This window comes from Priestia abyssalis, assembly GCF_002019595.1.
In the GTDB taxonomy this organism is placed as follows: domain Bacteria; phylum Bacillota; class Bacilli; order Bacillales; family Bacillaceae_H; genus Bacillus_BA; species Bacillus_BA abyssalis.
In genome coordinates this window covers 999,488-1,016,380 of the sequence record NZ_KV917369.1, presented here as the reverse complement: position 1 = coordinate 1,016,380, position 16,893 = coordinate 999,488, and the positions used below count along the sequence as shown (strand labels likewise).

Annotated in this window: 15 protein-coding genes; 2 read left to right on the top strand and 13 right to left on the bottom strand. The window is 40.5% G+C overall.

Annotation, left to right across the window (positions count from 1 at the left end; genetic code table 11):
* Positions 1-230 precede the first annotated feature (230 nt).
* Both BK575_RS04730 and cysQ read right to left on the bottom strand, forming a co-directional pair.
* Positions 231-1,091 (bottom strand): esterase/lipase family protein, encoded by an 861-nt coding sequence (locus BK575_RS04730; RefSeq protein WP_139367966.1) that lies wholly within the window; start codon positions 1,089-1,091, stop codon positions 231-233.
* Positions 1,092-2,108: 1,017 nt separating this feature from the next.
* Positions 2,109-2,924: a 3'(2'),5'-bisphosphate nucleotidase CysQ gene (gene cysQ / locus BK575_RS04725; protein WP_078414638.1), complete on the bottom strand. Its 816-nt coding sequence runs from the start codon at positions 2,922-2,924 to the stop codon at positions 2,109-2,111.
* 396 nt (positions 2,925-3,320) lie between these two features.
* Here cysQ and BK575_RS04720 point away from each other — a divergent pair, with 396 nt between their 5' ends.
* Both BK575_RS04720 and BK575_RS04715 read left to right on the top strand, forming a co-directional pair.
* On the top strand, positions 3,321-3,845 hold the full coding sequence (locus BK575_RS04720; RefSeq protein ID WP_078409134.1) for a DinB family protein: 525 nt from the start codon (positions 3,321-3,323) through the stop codon (positions 3,843-3,845).
* 196 nt (positions 3,846-4,041) lie between these two features.
* On the top strand, positions 4,042-5,010 hold the full coding sequence (locus BK575_RS04715) for a bile acid:sodium symporter family protein (RefSeq protein ID WP_078409133.1): 969 nt from the start codon (positions 4,042-4,044) through the stop codon (positions 5,008-5,010).
* 158 nt (positions 5,011-5,168) lie between these two features.
* Here BK575_RS04715 and BK575_RS04710 read toward each other — a convergent pair whose 3' ends face one another.
* The 11 genes from BK575_RS04710 to BK575_RS04660 form a co-directional block, all read right to left on the bottom strand.
* Entirely contained in the window at positions 5,169-5,966 is a 798-nt protein-coding gene (locus BK575_RS04710; protein ID WP_078409132.1) for an ABC transporter permease subunit, read from the bottom strand.
* Positions 5,967-6,216: 250 nt separating this feature from the next.
* Positions 6,217-7,014 (bottom strand): ABC transporter permease subunit, encoded by a 798-nt coding sequence (locus tag BK575_RS04705; protein WP_078409131.1) that lies wholly within the window; start codon positions 7,012-7,014, stop codon positions 6,217-6,219.
* A gap of 6 nt (positions 7,015-7,020) precedes the next feature.
* Entirely contained in the window at positions 7,021-7,905 is an 885-nt protein-coding gene (locus tag BK575_RS04700) for an ABC transporter ATP-binding protein (RefSeq protein WP_078409130.1), read from the bottom strand.
* 72 nt (positions 7,906-7,977) lie between these two features.
* A complete protein-coding gene (locus BK575_RS04695; protein WP_078409129.1) occupies positions 7,978-8,601 on the bottom strand; it encodes a TetR/AcrR family transcriptional regulator in 624 nt (207 codons plus the stop codon).
* A 434-nt stretch (positions 8,602-9,035) separates the two neighbouring features.
* Positions 9,036-9,236 (bottom strand): hypothetical protein, encoded by a 201-nt coding sequence (locus tag BK575_RS04690; protein ID WP_078409128.1) that lies wholly within the window; start codon positions 9,234-9,236, stop codon positions 9,036-9,038.
* A gap of 183 nt (positions 9,237-9,419) precedes the next feature.
* Positions 9,420-10,028, bottom strand: a complete 609-nt coding sequence (locus BK575_RS04685) for a MerR family transcriptional regulator (RefSeq protein ID WP_139367965.1) — start codon at positions 10,026-10,028, stop codon at positions 9,420-9,422.
* Positions 10,029-10,496: 468 nt separating this feature from the next.
* Positions 10,497-12,542: a molybdopterin-containing oxidoreductase family protein gene (locus BK575_RS04680; protein WP_078409126.1), complete on the bottom strand. Its 2,046-nt coding sequence runs from the start codon at positions 12,540-12,542 to the stop codon at positions 10,497-10,499.
* 587 nt (positions 12,543-13,129) lie between these two features.
* On the bottom strand, positions 13,130-14,659 hold the full coding sequence (locus tag BK575_RS04670; protein ID WP_235867305.1) for a sodium:solute symporter family protein: 1,530 nt from the start codon (positions 14,657-14,659) through the stop codon (positions 13,130-13,132).
* Between the two features lie 170 nt (positions 14,660-14,829).
* Positions 14,830-14,958 carry a hypothetical protein gene (locus tag BK575_RS29270; RefSeq protein WP_268877700.1) on the bottom strand — a complete coding sequence of 43 codons (129 nt, stop codon included), beginning with the start codon at positions 14,956-14,958 and terminating at the stop codon, positions 14,830-14,832.
* A gap of 14 nt (positions 14,959-14,972) precedes the next feature.
* Positions 14,973-16,022 carry a ketopantoate reductase family protein gene (locus BK575_RS04665; protein ID WP_078409124.1) on the bottom strand — a complete coding sequence of 350 codons (1,050 nt, stop codon included), beginning with the start codon at positions 16,020-16,022 and terminating at the stop codon, positions 14,973-14,975.
* Positions 16,023-16,028: 6 nt separating this feature from the next.
* Positions 16,029-16,865 carry a beta-keto acid cleavage family enzyme gene (locus tag BK575_RS04660; RefSeq protein WP_078409123.1) on the bottom strand — a complete coding sequence of 279 codons (837 nt, stop codon included), beginning with the start codon at positions 16,863-16,865 and terminating at the stop codon, positions 16,029-16,031.
* Positions 16,866-16,893 lie beyond the last annotated feature (28 nt).

Below are 16,893 nucleotides of genomic sequence, written 5' to 3'. Positions count from 1 at the left end.
AAAAAAAAAGAAATAGCTGGGCTTATTAGCTGTGCCTAAAAATCCCCTTTTAAAAAGAAATCATAGAACTTACTAACAGTACTTTAATTTTTTAAAATCCCTTGACTAATCGTAAGAAAGAGGATGGGTCAAAAGGGGAAAAGAACCCCTTTTGACCCATCCTCTCGAAAGGCCCTTTCAGCAAAAAATCAGTTTTTGTGTTTTATTAGAGACTCGGGTGGTAACAGGCACTACTGAAAGAGAGCGACAGCCCTTTTTGGATCGGCCGGTCCCTCATGAGCGAGTGCATCAAACACAAACTTAAATGCATTCAGATCATAAGGGATGAACTGGTGCTCGATTTGATCTAAAGGATAGTAGTCCTGCAAAGTAATATTGGTGACTTTTGATGACTCGCTAAGAAAGGATGACGTATAAGGAACGACAACCTCGTCATTACGGGTCGCGACCACTGTGTAAGAGACTTGGCCCGGGGTCTCATCGCCTTGGTTGAGTTTTTCAAGAAAAGCCGAACCGCTTTGCTGCTGCCTGCAAGCGATGCAGGAGAGAACATCCGCAACAGTCCATGTAGGATTGGAGAGCCCAAAAAAGCCTTTTGTACCATGGTTGGAGGGAACAAGCCCAATTAAGTCATTGACCGTTTTATCTCCTCCAAGGAACTTAATATAATAACGCGGCATCATTCCTCCTTGACTGTGTCCAACAAGCGACACCTTATCAGCCCCTGTATGCTCAAGAACATTGTCGATAAAAACTTTCAGTTCCATCGCCGAATCTTCAATATCGCCTGTAGAATAACCAGCACTGCTGTAGCCATAGTTTAAAGAATAGACACAATAGCCCTTCGCTGTAAGTAACGGGGCAAGTCCGCTCCAGTTCTGCGCCATCGTCTCAAAGGTTCCTGGAACGAGCACGATCGGTTCTGGATGCGCTGCATCCGGTCGGCATGTTGGATCATTCGCCCCAAGCGGCGGCAATCCATCCTCCAACAAGAAATCTCCTGAAGTTTCTGCCAGCGCTTTACCGCCTCCTCCTACCAAAAAAGAAAGCGCTAACAAATATAAAAATACCCCCCTGTAAAACTTCTTCACATAATCCGCTCCTTTTGTAAATGTCTCATTCGGCTTTTTTCAATTTAAAGACACAAATATTACACCTGCAAACTTGTTAAGAACACTTCATCCCCCCATCCTTACAAAAGAAATAGTTGCGATAGAGAGTAAGTTAATAGATTAGATAAGAAAATACTTGATCATTTTACTGCAATCTATTATTCCTAAAAAAAAAACCACAGCAAATACTCCACCCCTACGGGTAAAGAATTGCTGTGGTCTCCTTTTCTCCATCACAAATATTAACTTGAATATATATAAAATAGCATATTTATGAAAACGCTGTCAAACTATTTTCCTTAATATTTAAAATAATATAAATTTTATCTCGCACTCATTTGATGAAGAATAATTGAATGATGTATCTTGTCTAAAAATCAACACCACTGAGCAGGATCGGCACCTGAAGCCATACACCTCGAACCGGCCTTGCTGGAACAAAAGCAGGCATGGTCGGTGCGTCGAAAAAGGAGAACTAAAAAATGAGAGAATGAAGATTCCCCTTCTATGTATTAGGGCGATGACATACACACAGAACTTTTCCACACGACAAATAAAAAAGACCTCCATTATCAACAAAATAATGGAAGCTTCAAAAAAATACTAATATGACATGGGTCGTACGCTTCTTATAATGAAAAGCTAATCTCTTAAATTTATTGTAAGTTATAATGTTCTTCCTCCTGCACTGACACTTTTTCATCTCAAAATCTAGTAAAGTTCGCTCTCTTCGTCTATACACTCTTCGCACTCTTCCATATGTGAATGCAACTGCTCTTCGGTTTCAAGCAAATGCCCACAGTTCGAACAGCGGTACATGACTCTTCACCTCCTTTTTGATGATGTACCCGTTAGAATAAGCTGCAACACTTCTTTTTTTATTAACACAAAAATATGTTTTTCATTCCATCAACAAAAGGAGAGCACATGGCTTTAAACCATGTACTCTCCTTTTCGTTCGACAAATATAGAGTAATATCGGGTGGTGACAGGCACTTACAAACGTCCTTTTTTCACAATAAACCACGGATTCAATAGATTCTCTTTATTATAAGACAGCCGTTCTTTCGAATCTGTTTGGATCACCTTTCCTCCCGCCTGCTCGACAATCGCTTGCCCTGCAGCCGTATCCCATTCCATCGTAGGGGCAAACCGAGGATAGACATCCGCCTTCCCTTCCGCCACTAAGCAAAGTTTCAGCGAACTTCCCGCTGAAGTAATGGTGACGTCCCCGTATTTTTTCTTGATTTCATCAATATATTCTTCTGTTTCAGGTGACATATGCGAACGGCTCGCAACCGCTGCGATTTTTTCATTTAGCTTAAGGGATGATAATTTCTCTGCTTTGGAAATCAGTTCAGCCTCGTCTTGGAAGTTGATCGTCTCGATACCTTCCATTTTAAAAGATCCCGTTCCTTCTTTCGCAAAATATAGGGTATGTAACACCGGAGCATAAATGACGCCCAATACAGGATAACCGTTATGGACTAAAGCAATATTGACCGTAAACTCACCGTTTCGTTTCACAAATTCTTTTGTCCCGTCCAGCGGATCCACTACCCATAAATACTCCCAATCTTTGCGTTCTTCATAAGGCAAATGCTGGCCTTCTTCACTCAAAACGGGAATGTCCGGGAACAAACGATTTAATTCAGAAGCAATGACTTCATGCGACTTTTTATCAGCAAGCGTCAATGGTGATTGATCTTCTTTATTTTCAACGGCAAACTCGGAATTGTATACCTCCATAATTTGTTCTCCGGCCTTCATGGATACAGCGATGATATCTAAAAGATGAATTGTATTAAGCATACCTACCCCTACCTCTTTCGCATTTTTAATAATATTGAAAAAAATCATGGCTGAAACATGCCGTAAAAGCGACCTTTTTCATTCCATTTCTAACAAATATGACAGACATTGATGATCCTTATTCACTGAAAAATGATCAAATGCCTGCTGCACTTATGTAGTTTTTGCTATTATTCTAGCACGTTCGTCCAAGAAAAGCATGTACTCTGAGCGATGAACGACCTGCAAAGGTTAACGGAGAACACAAGCCGACGTTCGTTCGTACGGTTTCTCCACAAACGAAGCACTCGCTTAGATACTGAAGGATAACAGCAGATTTAAACCAACATACACATATACCTATTAAAAGTAATTGTTTAAAATTCCCCGGAATGAATGACAGAAAGGAGCCGTTAGATGAATTTTAAGATGAACGAAGCGATTGAGGTTTTAGAGCGTACACCACAAACATTGGAACATTTTTTAGCCGGTTTATCCCATGGATGGCTGCAATGCCATGAAGGAGAAGGAACGTGGAATGCCTCTGAAGTGATTGATCATCTCATTGAAGGAGAAAAATATAATTGGATACCAAGAGTAGAAATGATTCTTCAAGAAGGTGAAAGCAAACCCTTCCCTCCATTCGATCGTTATTCTCACTTAGATGAACAGTCTGAACGATCGCTTGAACAAAAACTGGTTGAATTCAAAACGATAAGAACACGAAATATTACCAAATTGAAAGCGCTTATTGAACCCGAACGGCACCTTGAATTGACCGGTACACACCCTGCATTTGGTGCAGTGAGATTAAGAGAATTGCTGTCTACGTGGGTGGTTCATGATTTAACCCACATCTCTCAAATCGTACGGGTCATGGCCGAGAGATACAGAGCGGACGTTGGTCCCTGGAAGGAGTATTTAGGGATATTGAAAAAATGAAACAATGAAAAACAGCGGCTTTTGTTCTTTTGCGGGCAAAACCCGCTGTTTTTATGACACCTCGACATTCGATTCAATCCGTAAGGGACAAAAAAATTTCGGATTTTAAAATAAAAAATATTCTAATTATTGATTTTATTCTAAATTGACTTTATACTGTTTCCTATCGCAAAAATTTTACAGTCAGAGGTGTATCATGAAAACGTTAGAACGTATCAGTCAATTTGTCGGCAATACATTTGCCGTATGGGTGCTTTTATTTGCCGCCCTTGCCTTTTTCTCCCCAGCAACATTTACATGGATCGCTCCCTATATCGTTCCATTATTGGGTATCATCATGTTCGGGATGGGATTAACCCTTTCCGCCAACGATTTTAAAGAAGTGTTAAAACGTCCGAAAGATGTCATGATTGGAGTTGTGGGCCAATTTTTAATCATGCCGCTTCTTGCCTTTGCCCTGGCAAAAGGCTTACAGCTTCCCCCAGAAATTGCAGTCGGCGTCATTTTAGTAGGCTGCTGCCCGGGCGGAACCTCTTCGAACGTCATGACATTCCTGTCTAAAGGAGATGTCGCACTATCGGTTACGATTACATCCATTACGACCATTTTGGCACCCTTTGTCACGCCTGCACTCATTTTATTATTGGCCAGCCAATGGATACCGGTAGACCCTAGCGGCCTTTTCCTTTCCATTGTAAAAGTCGTCATTGTACCGATTGTGTTGGGCTTATTGATCAAAAAGCTCTTTTATAAACAAGCTCAAGCGAGTGTTAAAGCCCTGCCGCTCATTTCGGTCATCGCCATCGTTGCCATTGTGACAGCTGTTGTATCTGTCAGCCAGCAGCAAATTGCCAAAACAGGATTAGCGATTTTTGCCGTGGTGGTTCTTCATAATTTACTGGGGTACCTGTTGGGCTATTTATTCGGCAAGCTCTTTAAACTGGACTTATCTAAGAAAAAAGCGGTGGCTATCGAAGTCGGCATGCAAAACTCCGGTTTAGGTGCTGCGATTGCAACCGCACACTTTTCACCGTTGGCTGCGGTGCCGAGTGCCATTTTTAGTGTATGGCATAACATATCCGGGCCGATTCTGGCTACCATTTTCAGCCGAATGAAAGACACAGAAGCGGCATCTCTGGAAGCTAACCATTCTTTAAAAGGATAACTAGCGAAAGATGGGAAGAACCTTCATTCCCTGAGTAAGTATACACACATCCCTGCATACGTTCTTTCCATTAACAAAAGGAGAGTGGATTGTATTCTAGCAATCTACTCTCCTTCTTTATAACCATGAAAAAAAGACCGAAAATTACGGTCTTTGCACTAAACATTCAAATCTCTTTTTTTATAATAAACATAAGTTACGACCAAAAGTGAAAGAATCCATATTAGTGAAATTACTACAAAGATTACATCCAGACCGCCGCCATACATTACATTTTTCGCTTCAAAATATTTAAATGGTGTAAAATATCTTAAGCCTTCAATGTTCTCATTCAAATCAATAACGATTGATAAAATATACGTAAGCAATAGGATTCCAGTAGCTACCGATGCAGCCGTTTTTGGATTCTTTTTTACAGCAGCGAGTGCGCTGCCGATAACCATAAACAAGATCTGCAAAATGAACATTGCCGCCATTAAGATAGCAATTTCACCATTTACCGCCTCACCATCACTGTATTTCCCTAAAAGAATAACGGACGAAACAAATGTTATGAGATTAAAGATCACGATATTTGTGAATGCTGCCAATAGCTTTGCTGTAATGACTTTACTTCTAGATACTGGTTTTGCGAATAAAAACTCAGATGTTTTATCCCGTTCTTCTTTGGCAATAATAGTTGCTCCGAGCATGACCGCATGAATGGTGGCCATTAATAATAAATAGAGAAAAAGCATACCATAGTAGCCGCTGGCCTTCGTTACATCCAACTCACTGAAACCCAATACGGCTCGCAGCGATTTTGGAATATCTGCCATTAAATCATTTATCGATTGGCCCGATGACGAATACGCTTCATATTTAGTCATTCCTGATGCCACCATAAGGAAGACACCGATGCTCCAAAGTATGAGCGATTTTCGATGAGACTTCACTTCTTTTAAAAATATATTCATGATCAAACTCCCCCATTTATATACATTCTACTTAATCACTCGACACGTTTTCATTTTATGGAGAGATATTCACAATCAGCAGTCTAGACAACTCGAATCCGCCCTCAAAGGTTCACCTATGCGGATGGTGCCAACCCCGCAAGGGGGGTGACAGCCGCTTAGGTCTAGAAAATTTGGCATGGCCGCTCTTTGGTCATGTCGAATTTTCTAAATCGATTTATATAGCTTTCCACAAGCAAAGCCAGTATTCTTACACAGCATGGATATCCTTCTTGGTATAGACGACATAACTAGCTGCAATGGCAAGAATAATAATAGCTGCACCAACAATCAAAAATGTTGCTTCATAGCTGGAATGTTGAATGATATAGGCAGTATCAAAATAGTTAAACGGCGAAAAATAACGTTTCACTTCATCACCTGTCGTATCACTGAACATTCCCACAAAGTAGAAAGCAAAGACGGTAGCAAGCGAGACGGTCAGCACGGATTTGATCTTTTGGACAATAACGGAAATGATAATTCCTAGGGATAGGAATATCAGTTGAACGAAAAAAATTGTAAGCGAAAGCAAAAAGAAAATTTTCAAGCTGAAATCATCGGTCTTGACTTGTAATGCCACAAAGCTGGCTGCAGCATAATAAACCATATTCGTTATAACAATCGAAACCAACGCTGCCAATAACTTGGCTGTCAAAATAGTAGTACGGGTAACAGGCTTTGTTAGCAAAAAGTCCGCTGTTTTTTCACGGACTTCCTTGCTGACAATGGAAGTGCCCAGATTCATCGCCTGGATTGCTGCGAAAAGAGTAATAAACGATAATGGGAAGCTATAGAATCCTAGAATCGTAAAGAAATTTTCTTGATTAAACCCGAGTGCATTTCTTATCGCCTCTGGGTAATTTCCCAATATTTTCATAAAACCCTCTGCGTCCTTGGCAAACGAAGAATACATCGACATAAAAATAACGATAATCACAATTAACGATAGCGACCATATGATCGTAGACTTTCGATAAGCCTTCAATTCATGCATAAAAATATTCATCTTTTCTTAAGCCTCCTTTTCGTAATAATGCATAAAGATCTCCTCAAGGTCCGGCTCTTCAATCCACAGATTCGCGATTTCAATTTCCGCGATTTTTTTCATCACCGTATTGATATTACCTCTAAATAAAAAGCTGGTTACGTTATGGTTGACCTCTAATTTATTGACCCCGCTGATTTGGAAGTAATTCTTGTCTAGGGCTGATTTCGTCTCAATTTTAAACTTTTTATAGTTGTTCTCTTGTAACGTACTAATCTTTTCTACCGTTACAATTTTACCTTCTTTAATGATGGCAACACGATTGCATAATCTTTGAACCTCGCTGAGGATGTGTGACGAAAATAGAATCGCAGCACCTTTTTTATTCTCTTCCTCTAATAGTTCAAAGAATTTTTGCTGCATTAATGGATCGAGCCCGCTTGTCGGTTCATCCAAAATAATGAGTTTAGGTTCATGGAGCAGCCCTTGAATAATCCCGACCTTCTTCTTATTTCCTAAAGAAAGGTCATCAATTTTTTTATTGAGATCCAAATCCATAATTTCTGCTAACTCTTTGATTCTCTTGCTGCAATCCTTTTTATAAAAACTGGCTGAGTATTTTAATAGGTCCTTTACTTTCATATTGTCATAGTAAAAAACTTCTGATGGTAAATAGCCAATTTCCTTTTTTATTTCTGGAGCAAATTGAATACAATCTTTCCCAAAAATCGTGGCGCTGCCGCTAGTTGGATAAATGAGAGATAATAATGTGCGAATCGTTGTCGACTTCCCAGCACCATTAGGTCCAATAAACCCGAAAATTTCACCCTGTTCAACATTAAAACTAATATCGGATATTCCTCTTGCCTTGCCGTAAGTTTTGGTTAGATTTTTAATTTCTATTACGTTCATTGATAATACCTCCCTTTTTCTCCTCAATTAGTTATGCGGAATGACCAACTTTGTATACGATTGATCACCTTCTTATTCGTATAAAGAATTTCTTAGTATGTTCAGGTATTCTTCCATTTCTGCCATTGTCTCCTCCATATCGATTTGTTCCAGGGATAGGGACAATACTTTTTCTTGCATTTGATAGGCGAACCCTTCCAATGTCCAATTAATAATGTTGATCGCCTTTTTGGTATCAATCCCTTTCTTAAATTTAGAAAGATCAATATCGGAAAATAATTTATTTAAGGAACTTTCTAATATTTCCTTCCCTCTGCGGTCTATATCAATTTTCACTGCAGAGGAGGAGTCTTTATAGATCGCCTTAACGAAATTTAACATTTCAGGATAGATTTTATATATTTCAATTTTCAGCAATGCGATTTGCCGATAGCGGACAAAAATGTCTTTTTCATCCCAATTAATTTTTTCCATAATTTTTTCCATTAGAACATCGATCGTATGTTCATACAAGAATAAATATAATTGCTTTTTATTTTGGAAATAATGGAATAATAACCCCTTTGATATTCCCGCCTCCTTAACAATTTCATTGGTCGATGCCTTATCAAATCCCTTCTGGGCAAATTCCTTTATCGCAGCATTTATTATACGGTCTTGTTTTTCCTTATCCAGGTTCAAAAATTTTGAAAACATAAGGGCGGCCCTCTTTTCTTTCATTCTAAAAATTTTGATTGACCACATCAGTCAATCACATTGTACTCTTGTTGACCTATATGGTCAATGGTGGTCAAGCTATATTTTTTACAAAAAATGAAATGGTTGCATTTGTAGCTTTGGAATAATGTTTATTCAAATTGATACTCATAACCTTGATCAACGAACAAAAAGAAAGAGCGTGTTTTGAAAAAAGTTTGATTCAAAACACGCTCTTAATATATAAATCCACATAAATAATTTAACATGGGCAAAGAACGCCCATGTCGAATTTTCGAAATCGATCTATATAGATCTTTAAAGTAATGCCTGTCAGCGAAACAAGAATTAAGTATTAATTTCGACTTGTGGGGTTCCGATTCTCAATAGATGGGGCTATTACGACGATTAAGGTCTTTGAAGTATACCTCTGCTTAACTAAACCATTTGAATAGTCCTTTGCGCTGCTTTCCCTTTTCCTGCGTTTGTATGTCTAATTGTTTGAGTTGCCGCTGAAGTTCACGGGTAGACTGCATGAGTTCTCCATCACATGTATTTAGCCCTTCTTGTATAGATTTTCCCTGATTTTTAAACCGTTTCAGTAACTTTTTTTTCTTTTTATCACGATTTTTCACGAAAACTCCTCCCCATTAAGTCATCAAACAGAGCCTGTTTACCCTTTTTTAAGGAAAAATCGATTTTAACCTTCTTGACTGATATGAATAGTACTGTTTAAAGAATGGAAGAGCTTCCTTAGCATTCTTTATGTTGAATGTTCAAAAGAAAAAGACATAGCTTTGCTTTTGCTATGCCTCTGCTTAACTAAACCATTTGAATAGTCCTTTGCGCTGCTTTCTCTTTTCCTGCGTCTGTATGGTCAATTGGTTGAGTTGCTGCTGAAGTCCCTGGATAGACTGCGTGAGTTCCCCATCACGTGTATTTAGCCCTTCTTGTATAGATTTTTCCTGCTTTTCTAATCGTTCCAGTAACACCTGGTTGAACTCCTTTTGTTCCCGCATAGACTCCAGTAACACCTGGTTAAATTCCCTCTGTTCCTGTATGTATGCTTCCTGATATTGAATGATGGCCGCAGGCTTCTGAACAACCTCATAAGAACGCCTTTTTTCACTCTGTTCCTCTATTCTTATCGCAGAAACACCACTCGGGAACCCACTCTCTTTAAACTTTGATGCAATCAACATCCCGGCGTTCTCCACCGAAAAATTATTCGTCTGGACCATTGTTTGGAAAAGCTTCAAGACCACCAAGTCCTTCTCCAGGAATAAACGCTGATTTTGATCATTCCTGGTGAAAGGGTACTCGTTCTTTTCGAGGGACAAACACCATTTTTTTAACGTCGAGTCTCCAATTCCTAACGTCATGCTAATCTCTTTTGTTGTATAAGCTTTTTCAATCGTCTCCACCATGTCACCTCTTCAAAACTACATGACATTATCGTAGCATAGAGGATTAGGATTTCATTGAAAGAATAGGTAACATTTATGCTAATTCTATTACGTTTCTTACATAGTAAATGATAATGTTGCAACATTTACAGCAACCTTAAAGAAACTTACTAAACTTGACATTTGCATTGCAAATGTACGTTAGCCGATTTTTGGTTGTCATGAAGCAACTTGGCAGTAACTAGATGAGTATAAAATTGGAGATTTGATTAAATGGGAGAAAGAAGTCATCAAGCAACGACAAAAAGAAAACATCCTCTTAACAGGAGGAATAGTAAAAATTAGCCTTTCAATCTTCTCCATAACAAAAAATCTGTAGAAATCGTTTCACACAAAAAAATGAGTGGTACATTCATATACATTTGACTTTCATTTTGACTCACATTTTTAATGTTTGCGACAGGCAAAACCCGTTACGCTTTTTTGGTGTCAGGCACCAGTTACTTTTTCGACGGTAACTCTCCCAGAAAAAAAAGTGGCACCACCGCCCATGTCTGCGATACGGTCTGGGGTAAGCGAGTTGACCAGATGTTTTGTTCCTTTTACTTCCCCCCAAAGGCCTTGAGTAACTGCCACACCTGGAAGGACGCTGTCACCAACACTCGCTTTAAGTATACATTCCCCTCGGTCGTTCCAAACCCGGACCTGCTCTCCATTTTTTATTCCCAATTTTTCGGCATCGTAACGATTTAAAACCACTTCAGGCTCTTTTTCAAGCCCAACATGTGTTGACTGGTTCGCAAATGTTGAATTTAAAAAGCTATGGTTTGGCCCCGCTATAAATTGAAAGGGGTGATAAGAGTCATTTTTTAAAGGTACATAGGTTGGTAATGGAGAATATCCGTCCTGTTTCATCTTTTCTGAATATAGTTCGATTTTTCCGCTCGGTGTTGGGAGCCTGGCAGGAAATTTCGCCTTTGCCTTAAGATAATGATGTTCGGTTAAGGTTTCGTAATGTATTTCTTTCATATAAGGATTCATGGGATTAGCTAGTGATTGGCCAATTAATTCTGCTTCTGTCTCATCAAAAGCCGTTTCGGTGAAGCCCATTCCTTTAGCCAGCAGCCGGAACACCTCAATGTTTGACTTTGCTTCCTCGAATGGTTCGATTACAGGCTGTTGAAGCTGAATATAGTGATGCCAATACGATGTATAAAAATCCGTGTTTTCAAATGAAGATGTGGCCGGTAAAACAATGTCTGCGTACCTTGCCGTTTCTGTTAAAAATAAATCATGGACGACAGTAAATAAGTCTTCCCGTTTCAATCCTCTTCGAACCTTATTGCCAGCTGGCGCAACAACGGCTGGATTACTCCCATATACATAGAGCGATTTTACTGGGGGATCTAAAGTGAGCAAGGCTTCTCCCAGCAGGTTCATATTAATCACCCGCGTTTTTTTATTTTTTAACAAATCAGGCCGCTGCAAATTAGCAGTATTGTGTGCCAGGTAAGCGGAATTTCCTTTGATAGCCCCTCCTCCTTTTACCAACCACTGTCCTGTTAAAGCAGGGAGGCAGGAAATCGTTCTCACGAACATACCGCCATTGTCGTGGTGCTGCGGGCCATTTCCAATCCGAATAAAGGCAGGGGACGTTTTACCATACATCCTTGCAAGTTGAACAATATCCTCCACCGGTATGCCGGTAATGCCCGATACGGTAATAGGGTCATACTGCACAACATGTTCACGCAGCTGCTCATGACCGACTGTATATTGCTCCAGAAATGAGGAATCCACCATGTTCTCGGCAAATAAAATATGCATCAGTCCTAAAGCCAGAGCGGTATCAGTCCCCGGTAAAATGGGAATAAACCAGTCTGCTAATCTAGCAGTTTGATTTTTGTGGACATCAATAACAATGATTTTAGCGCCATTTTGTTTCCGTGCTTGTTGGGCCAGGACTGCTTGGTGCATGTTGGTACTTACAGCATTAATCCCCCAAAAAATAAACAGCTTGGTGTGGATTGTATCCTCAGGATCGATTCCATAACTGCCGCCCATTGTATATTTATAACCAACTGCACCGGCTGCGTTACAGATACTCCTGTCAAGCTGGGAGGATCCCAAACGATTGAAGAAGCGGCGGTCCATGCCTTCAGCACTAAGGTTTCCCATATTTCCATAAAAGCTGTAGGGCAGAATACTTACGGCACCCTCGCTTTGCAGCAGTTCCTTCCAGCGGGTGGTAATCGTTTCAATAGCTTCCTCCCAGCTTATTCGGACAAATTCCCCTTCTCCCTTCGCACCAATGCGCTTCATTGGATATTTTAGCCGTTTTTCATCATAGATTCGTTCAGTCATATTTCGAACCTTGTTGCAAATAAAACCCTTAGTGACTGGATGATTCGGGTCACCCTCGACCTTGATAATCTTTCCGTTCTTTTTACGAAGGAGCAACCCGCATTGATCCGGGCAGTCTAGTGAACAAACCGAAGGGAAAATACCATTTGGGCTATCAACAAAAGAGGACATAATCGGTCTCCTTTTCATTGGTGTCAGGCACCATCTTGTTAGATTTTACATTAATTCTAATTATCATATGATAGAATAAATCATCTAGCAAGCGGTACGGATATGTACCTCATACAAAAAAGAAACCAAGTATTCATTTTCCTTTGTTCTTTTAGAAAATAGCTGCTTATCACTAAGCAGGTTCTTCAACGAAGGTATCTAAGAGATCTCCCAGGGTAAGTTCATCCACTTTCTCCTCATCTATCTGCCACATTTATTCCCATTTCATCCGGGGATATTTTGGACTTTGTTTTGTTTGGCAAACTCATCCTGAAATGGGAACCTCTAATGTGATTCGTGTACCTCAGACCGAGGATTTGCCTAAGGCTTCCTTCAGATTCCACGTCACCATGGACACCCTTGCCTTCGGCTAATGGTTCGCATATCCCAACGCCCATAACGGACTCTCACCGTCGAGTTGATGAACATGCCTGGCACACCAAAAGGAGAGTGGATTGGATTCTAACAATCTACTCTCCTTCTTTTTCATCATCTCGATGCATTAATGGATTGGACACGCACCCGGGGGCTTTCTCCCAATAATCTGCTTATTTTGCCTCTTTATAAGAACCCGTAATATTTGAGAGCGTATATTGGGTAGATTCTGATACTTCCGGCTCGAAGTAAGGTTCATAAGCTTCAAGCGGAGGCTTCTTCGTACTAAATACGGCAATAAGCAACCCAATCAAAGATAACGCTATGGCGACTAAAAAAGGATTAGACGCTCCAAGTACTTTAGCGATAACATAACTTATTGAACCTATTAATATACTTGCGTAAGCACCTGCGCGATTCATCCGTTTCCAATATAACCCTAGGAACACGACAAAAAAGAACGTGGCGCCGAACCCGCCATACACATATGTGAATCCCATAGCCAGGAACCAAGGCGGCTTTAATGCACTCACTACGGCTATAATCCCGATGACAAAGACGGTTGCACGCAGCTGTTTTCTTGACTTGTCTTCCGATAGATTTTTCTGAGGGAAGAGGTTCTGATAAATATCATAATAGATGGACGTGCCGCAGTGTAACAGCATCGAATTGGCCGTCGATACAGCAGCAGCACATAGCGCAACCAGTGTCATCGCTCCAATGAGAGGCGGCGCATATTCCATAATCACAAGGGGCATAATATAATCTGCTGTTCGGCCTTCCGGTAAACTTGGTATTAATGTTTTGGAAGCTAATCCGATCGTAATGAGCGGTATAAAGATGGCAATCAAAATGATCGATGAACCCATCATCTGCATAATGGCCACCTTAACAGATTTAGGTGCCAGCATTCTCGTGACCCAATGCGGGGAAACGGCGGCTCCTAAAGAATTCGAAATAAAAATGGCAAAAAGGGCACTTAATCCAAACGATCCTACAGGTGATAACAACACACCCTGTTCTAAAGCCGGACCGCCTATATTTGTCGGAGCTGTCGTTGTCTTTAAGGCTCCATACACCTGGTCAAAACCGCCGGCAGCCCCTAATATGGATATGGCTCCCAGCACTACCCCTATCACAATAAGCGCAGAATTCAACGTATCGGTTGCAGCAACGGACCAAAATCCTCCCATACTAGTAAAAATTAAAAATAGCAAAAAGGCAAAAATGGCAATTTCATACTTCATGCCTGTTATGGTCGAAAAAACAATCCCAAAACCAACCACTTGAAGATGGGTAAAGATAAAATACCCTACAAACATCAACACCGCTACAATCGTACGTAAGTGACTTTTTTGGCTGAATGGCTCAAACCTTTGCTGGATATATTCAGGAAAGGTCCGAACCGGTGTCGCAGGTCTGCGAATCTTATACGCGACAATCGGGATGAGAGCCGTTCCAAAAAACCATCCTGCGACCCATCCAATAACCGCAGACACTCCGGAACTATATAAATAACCAGGAACCCCCATGACAGAAGCTACACTGACCCAAGTAGCCACAGACGTTCCAATTCCTATGACTAACCCCATTCGATGCCCGCCTGTCGTGAAATCAGACATCGATTCTACTTTTTTCAAACTGATCATGGTAGACCATACAATAAACACGGCATATATGCCAAAAATGATTAAATAGATCACTGAAGTTCCCCCCTTGTATTATCTATATACATTCCACTTAATAACTCGTCACATCTTTCTCCCAGCAAGAGATATTCGTAATCGGCCATTCAGACAGCTTGAATTTACTCTTAAGAGCTTCGAAAATTTGCATAGCCGTTCTTTCGTCATGTCGAATTTTCTAAATCGATTTATCTAAAAAGCTTTCCGCTTGCCCCCCAGCGTTTTACTTTTGATTTTTCAATCTTCATGCAAAGATATGTACCTAGCGCCAAGCCGAAAATAATGACGAATAGCCAGATTAATAATGCAACAATCATGTTTTCACTCCTCTCTATTTGATTACGCTTACATTATTCTGACTGCACAGTGACTTAAATTCATGAATATTCCGATCCAGGATAGGGAGTAATTGAGTTTCTTCGGATTCTTGTACAAGCTTACAAACTAAATCATTAAAAGGAGTCGCAATATTTTTCTCTCTTCCTTTTTTTGAAACATGTCCATTGATAAAATCGATTTCTGATTTTCTGCCTTTCTCTAAATCTTGCAGCATACTCGCTTTTGTATTGGCATGCGGTCCCCAGACTTCATGGTAAAATGCCATCTTTTTAGGGATATCCTCCTGACTTTCCAATTCCAAAAACTCCATGTCTTTTCCTTGCATTTTTTCCAATCGAATATGATGTGCCCTCGCAACCTTAATCGTTTCATCCGCGATGTTGGCTAAACTTTTCATTGCGTCTGGATTGGACAACACCTCTCCGAATGTGCATCCAAGTGATGCAGACATACCGCTGAATGTCGCATTCATTAAAAGTTTGGACCATTTCATCCCGATAATATTGGTCGAAATTTCGCAATAACCGACGGTATCCAACATGTCTTTTATGGTTTTGATTCGATCGGTTATTTCTCCATTTAACTCGCCGATATCAAACGCATACTTCTTCATAACATCGACCTCTGTTGCCAGCTCCGATACGCCGGGACCACTCCAAATGGCTCCAAAACCAACGACTCCCCCAACGGTTCTCTCAGCCCCAACAATAGAAGCTACCCTTTCTTCTGGTATGCCGTTTTGCAGCGTACACACAACGCTTTCCTTATGAAGGAAAGGAAGGACGGACTCCAACGATTCTTTTGTAAATACTTGTTTCGTAAGCAGAATGATGACATCATAGTTCCCGCTTAACTGTTTTGGATGTTTGGCCGTCACCGGAATCGTTTCATCCAGGAAACCTGTTAATTTCGCTCCTTTTTGATTCAATGCATCGACGTTCTCCTGATTAATATCAATTAAATCAACATCGCAGCCGCCTTTTGTGATGAACGCACCGATAATGGTTCCAAGCGAACCTGCCCCTATTACACCTATTTTCATCTATGGTCACCCCTTAATTAATTTTTTCGACTTCGATAACTTTAAAATATCTCTCGCTTCGTCTGGAGTCGCGATTTCTCTTCCTAAAATGTGAGATAAATGAACAATTCTCTCTACAAACTGAGCATTCGTTTTAGCTAATTCTCCCTTTTGATAGTAAACACTGTCTTCCATCCCCACTCGAACATGCCCGCCTAAAAGAATGCTCATTGTATTAATCATAAGCTGATCTTTACTGGCCCCTATCGCTGACCAGGTGGATCCTTCCGGAATACTATCTACCAAGAACATCAAATTTTTGGTCGTTGCCGGCATTCCGCCTTGCACACCTAATACAAATTGAAAGTGAAAGGGATCCTCCAAAAGTCCTTTTTTGGCAATACGTAAGGCATTGTGAATCATTCCGACATCAAAAATTTCAATTTCAGGCTTGATGTGACGTTCCTTCATTTCCAGAGCCAAGTTCTCCAAAAATTGCGGTGTATTATGAAAGACATCTGATCCAAAATTCATCGTTCCGGCATCAAAGGTGGCCATTTCCGGATTTAATTCACATACCCGAAGCCTGTCTTCATCGCTCATCTTCACTCCGCCGGCTGTCGTTAGATTCAGAATGATATCACATTGATCTCTGACACGGTCGATGACTTCTTTATACACATCTAAATCAAGCGTATTGTTTCCATCTCGGTCCCTCACATGAATGTGTCCGATAGCAGCTCCGGCTTTCCATGATTCAATGACAGAATCAGCGATTTCCTTTGGGGACAGCGGTACATACGGAGTATGTTCACGCGTTGTTTGCGCCCCGGTTGTCGCAACCGTAATGATTAGTTTTTCCATTCCTCTCTCTCCCTTTGCAGTCAAAATC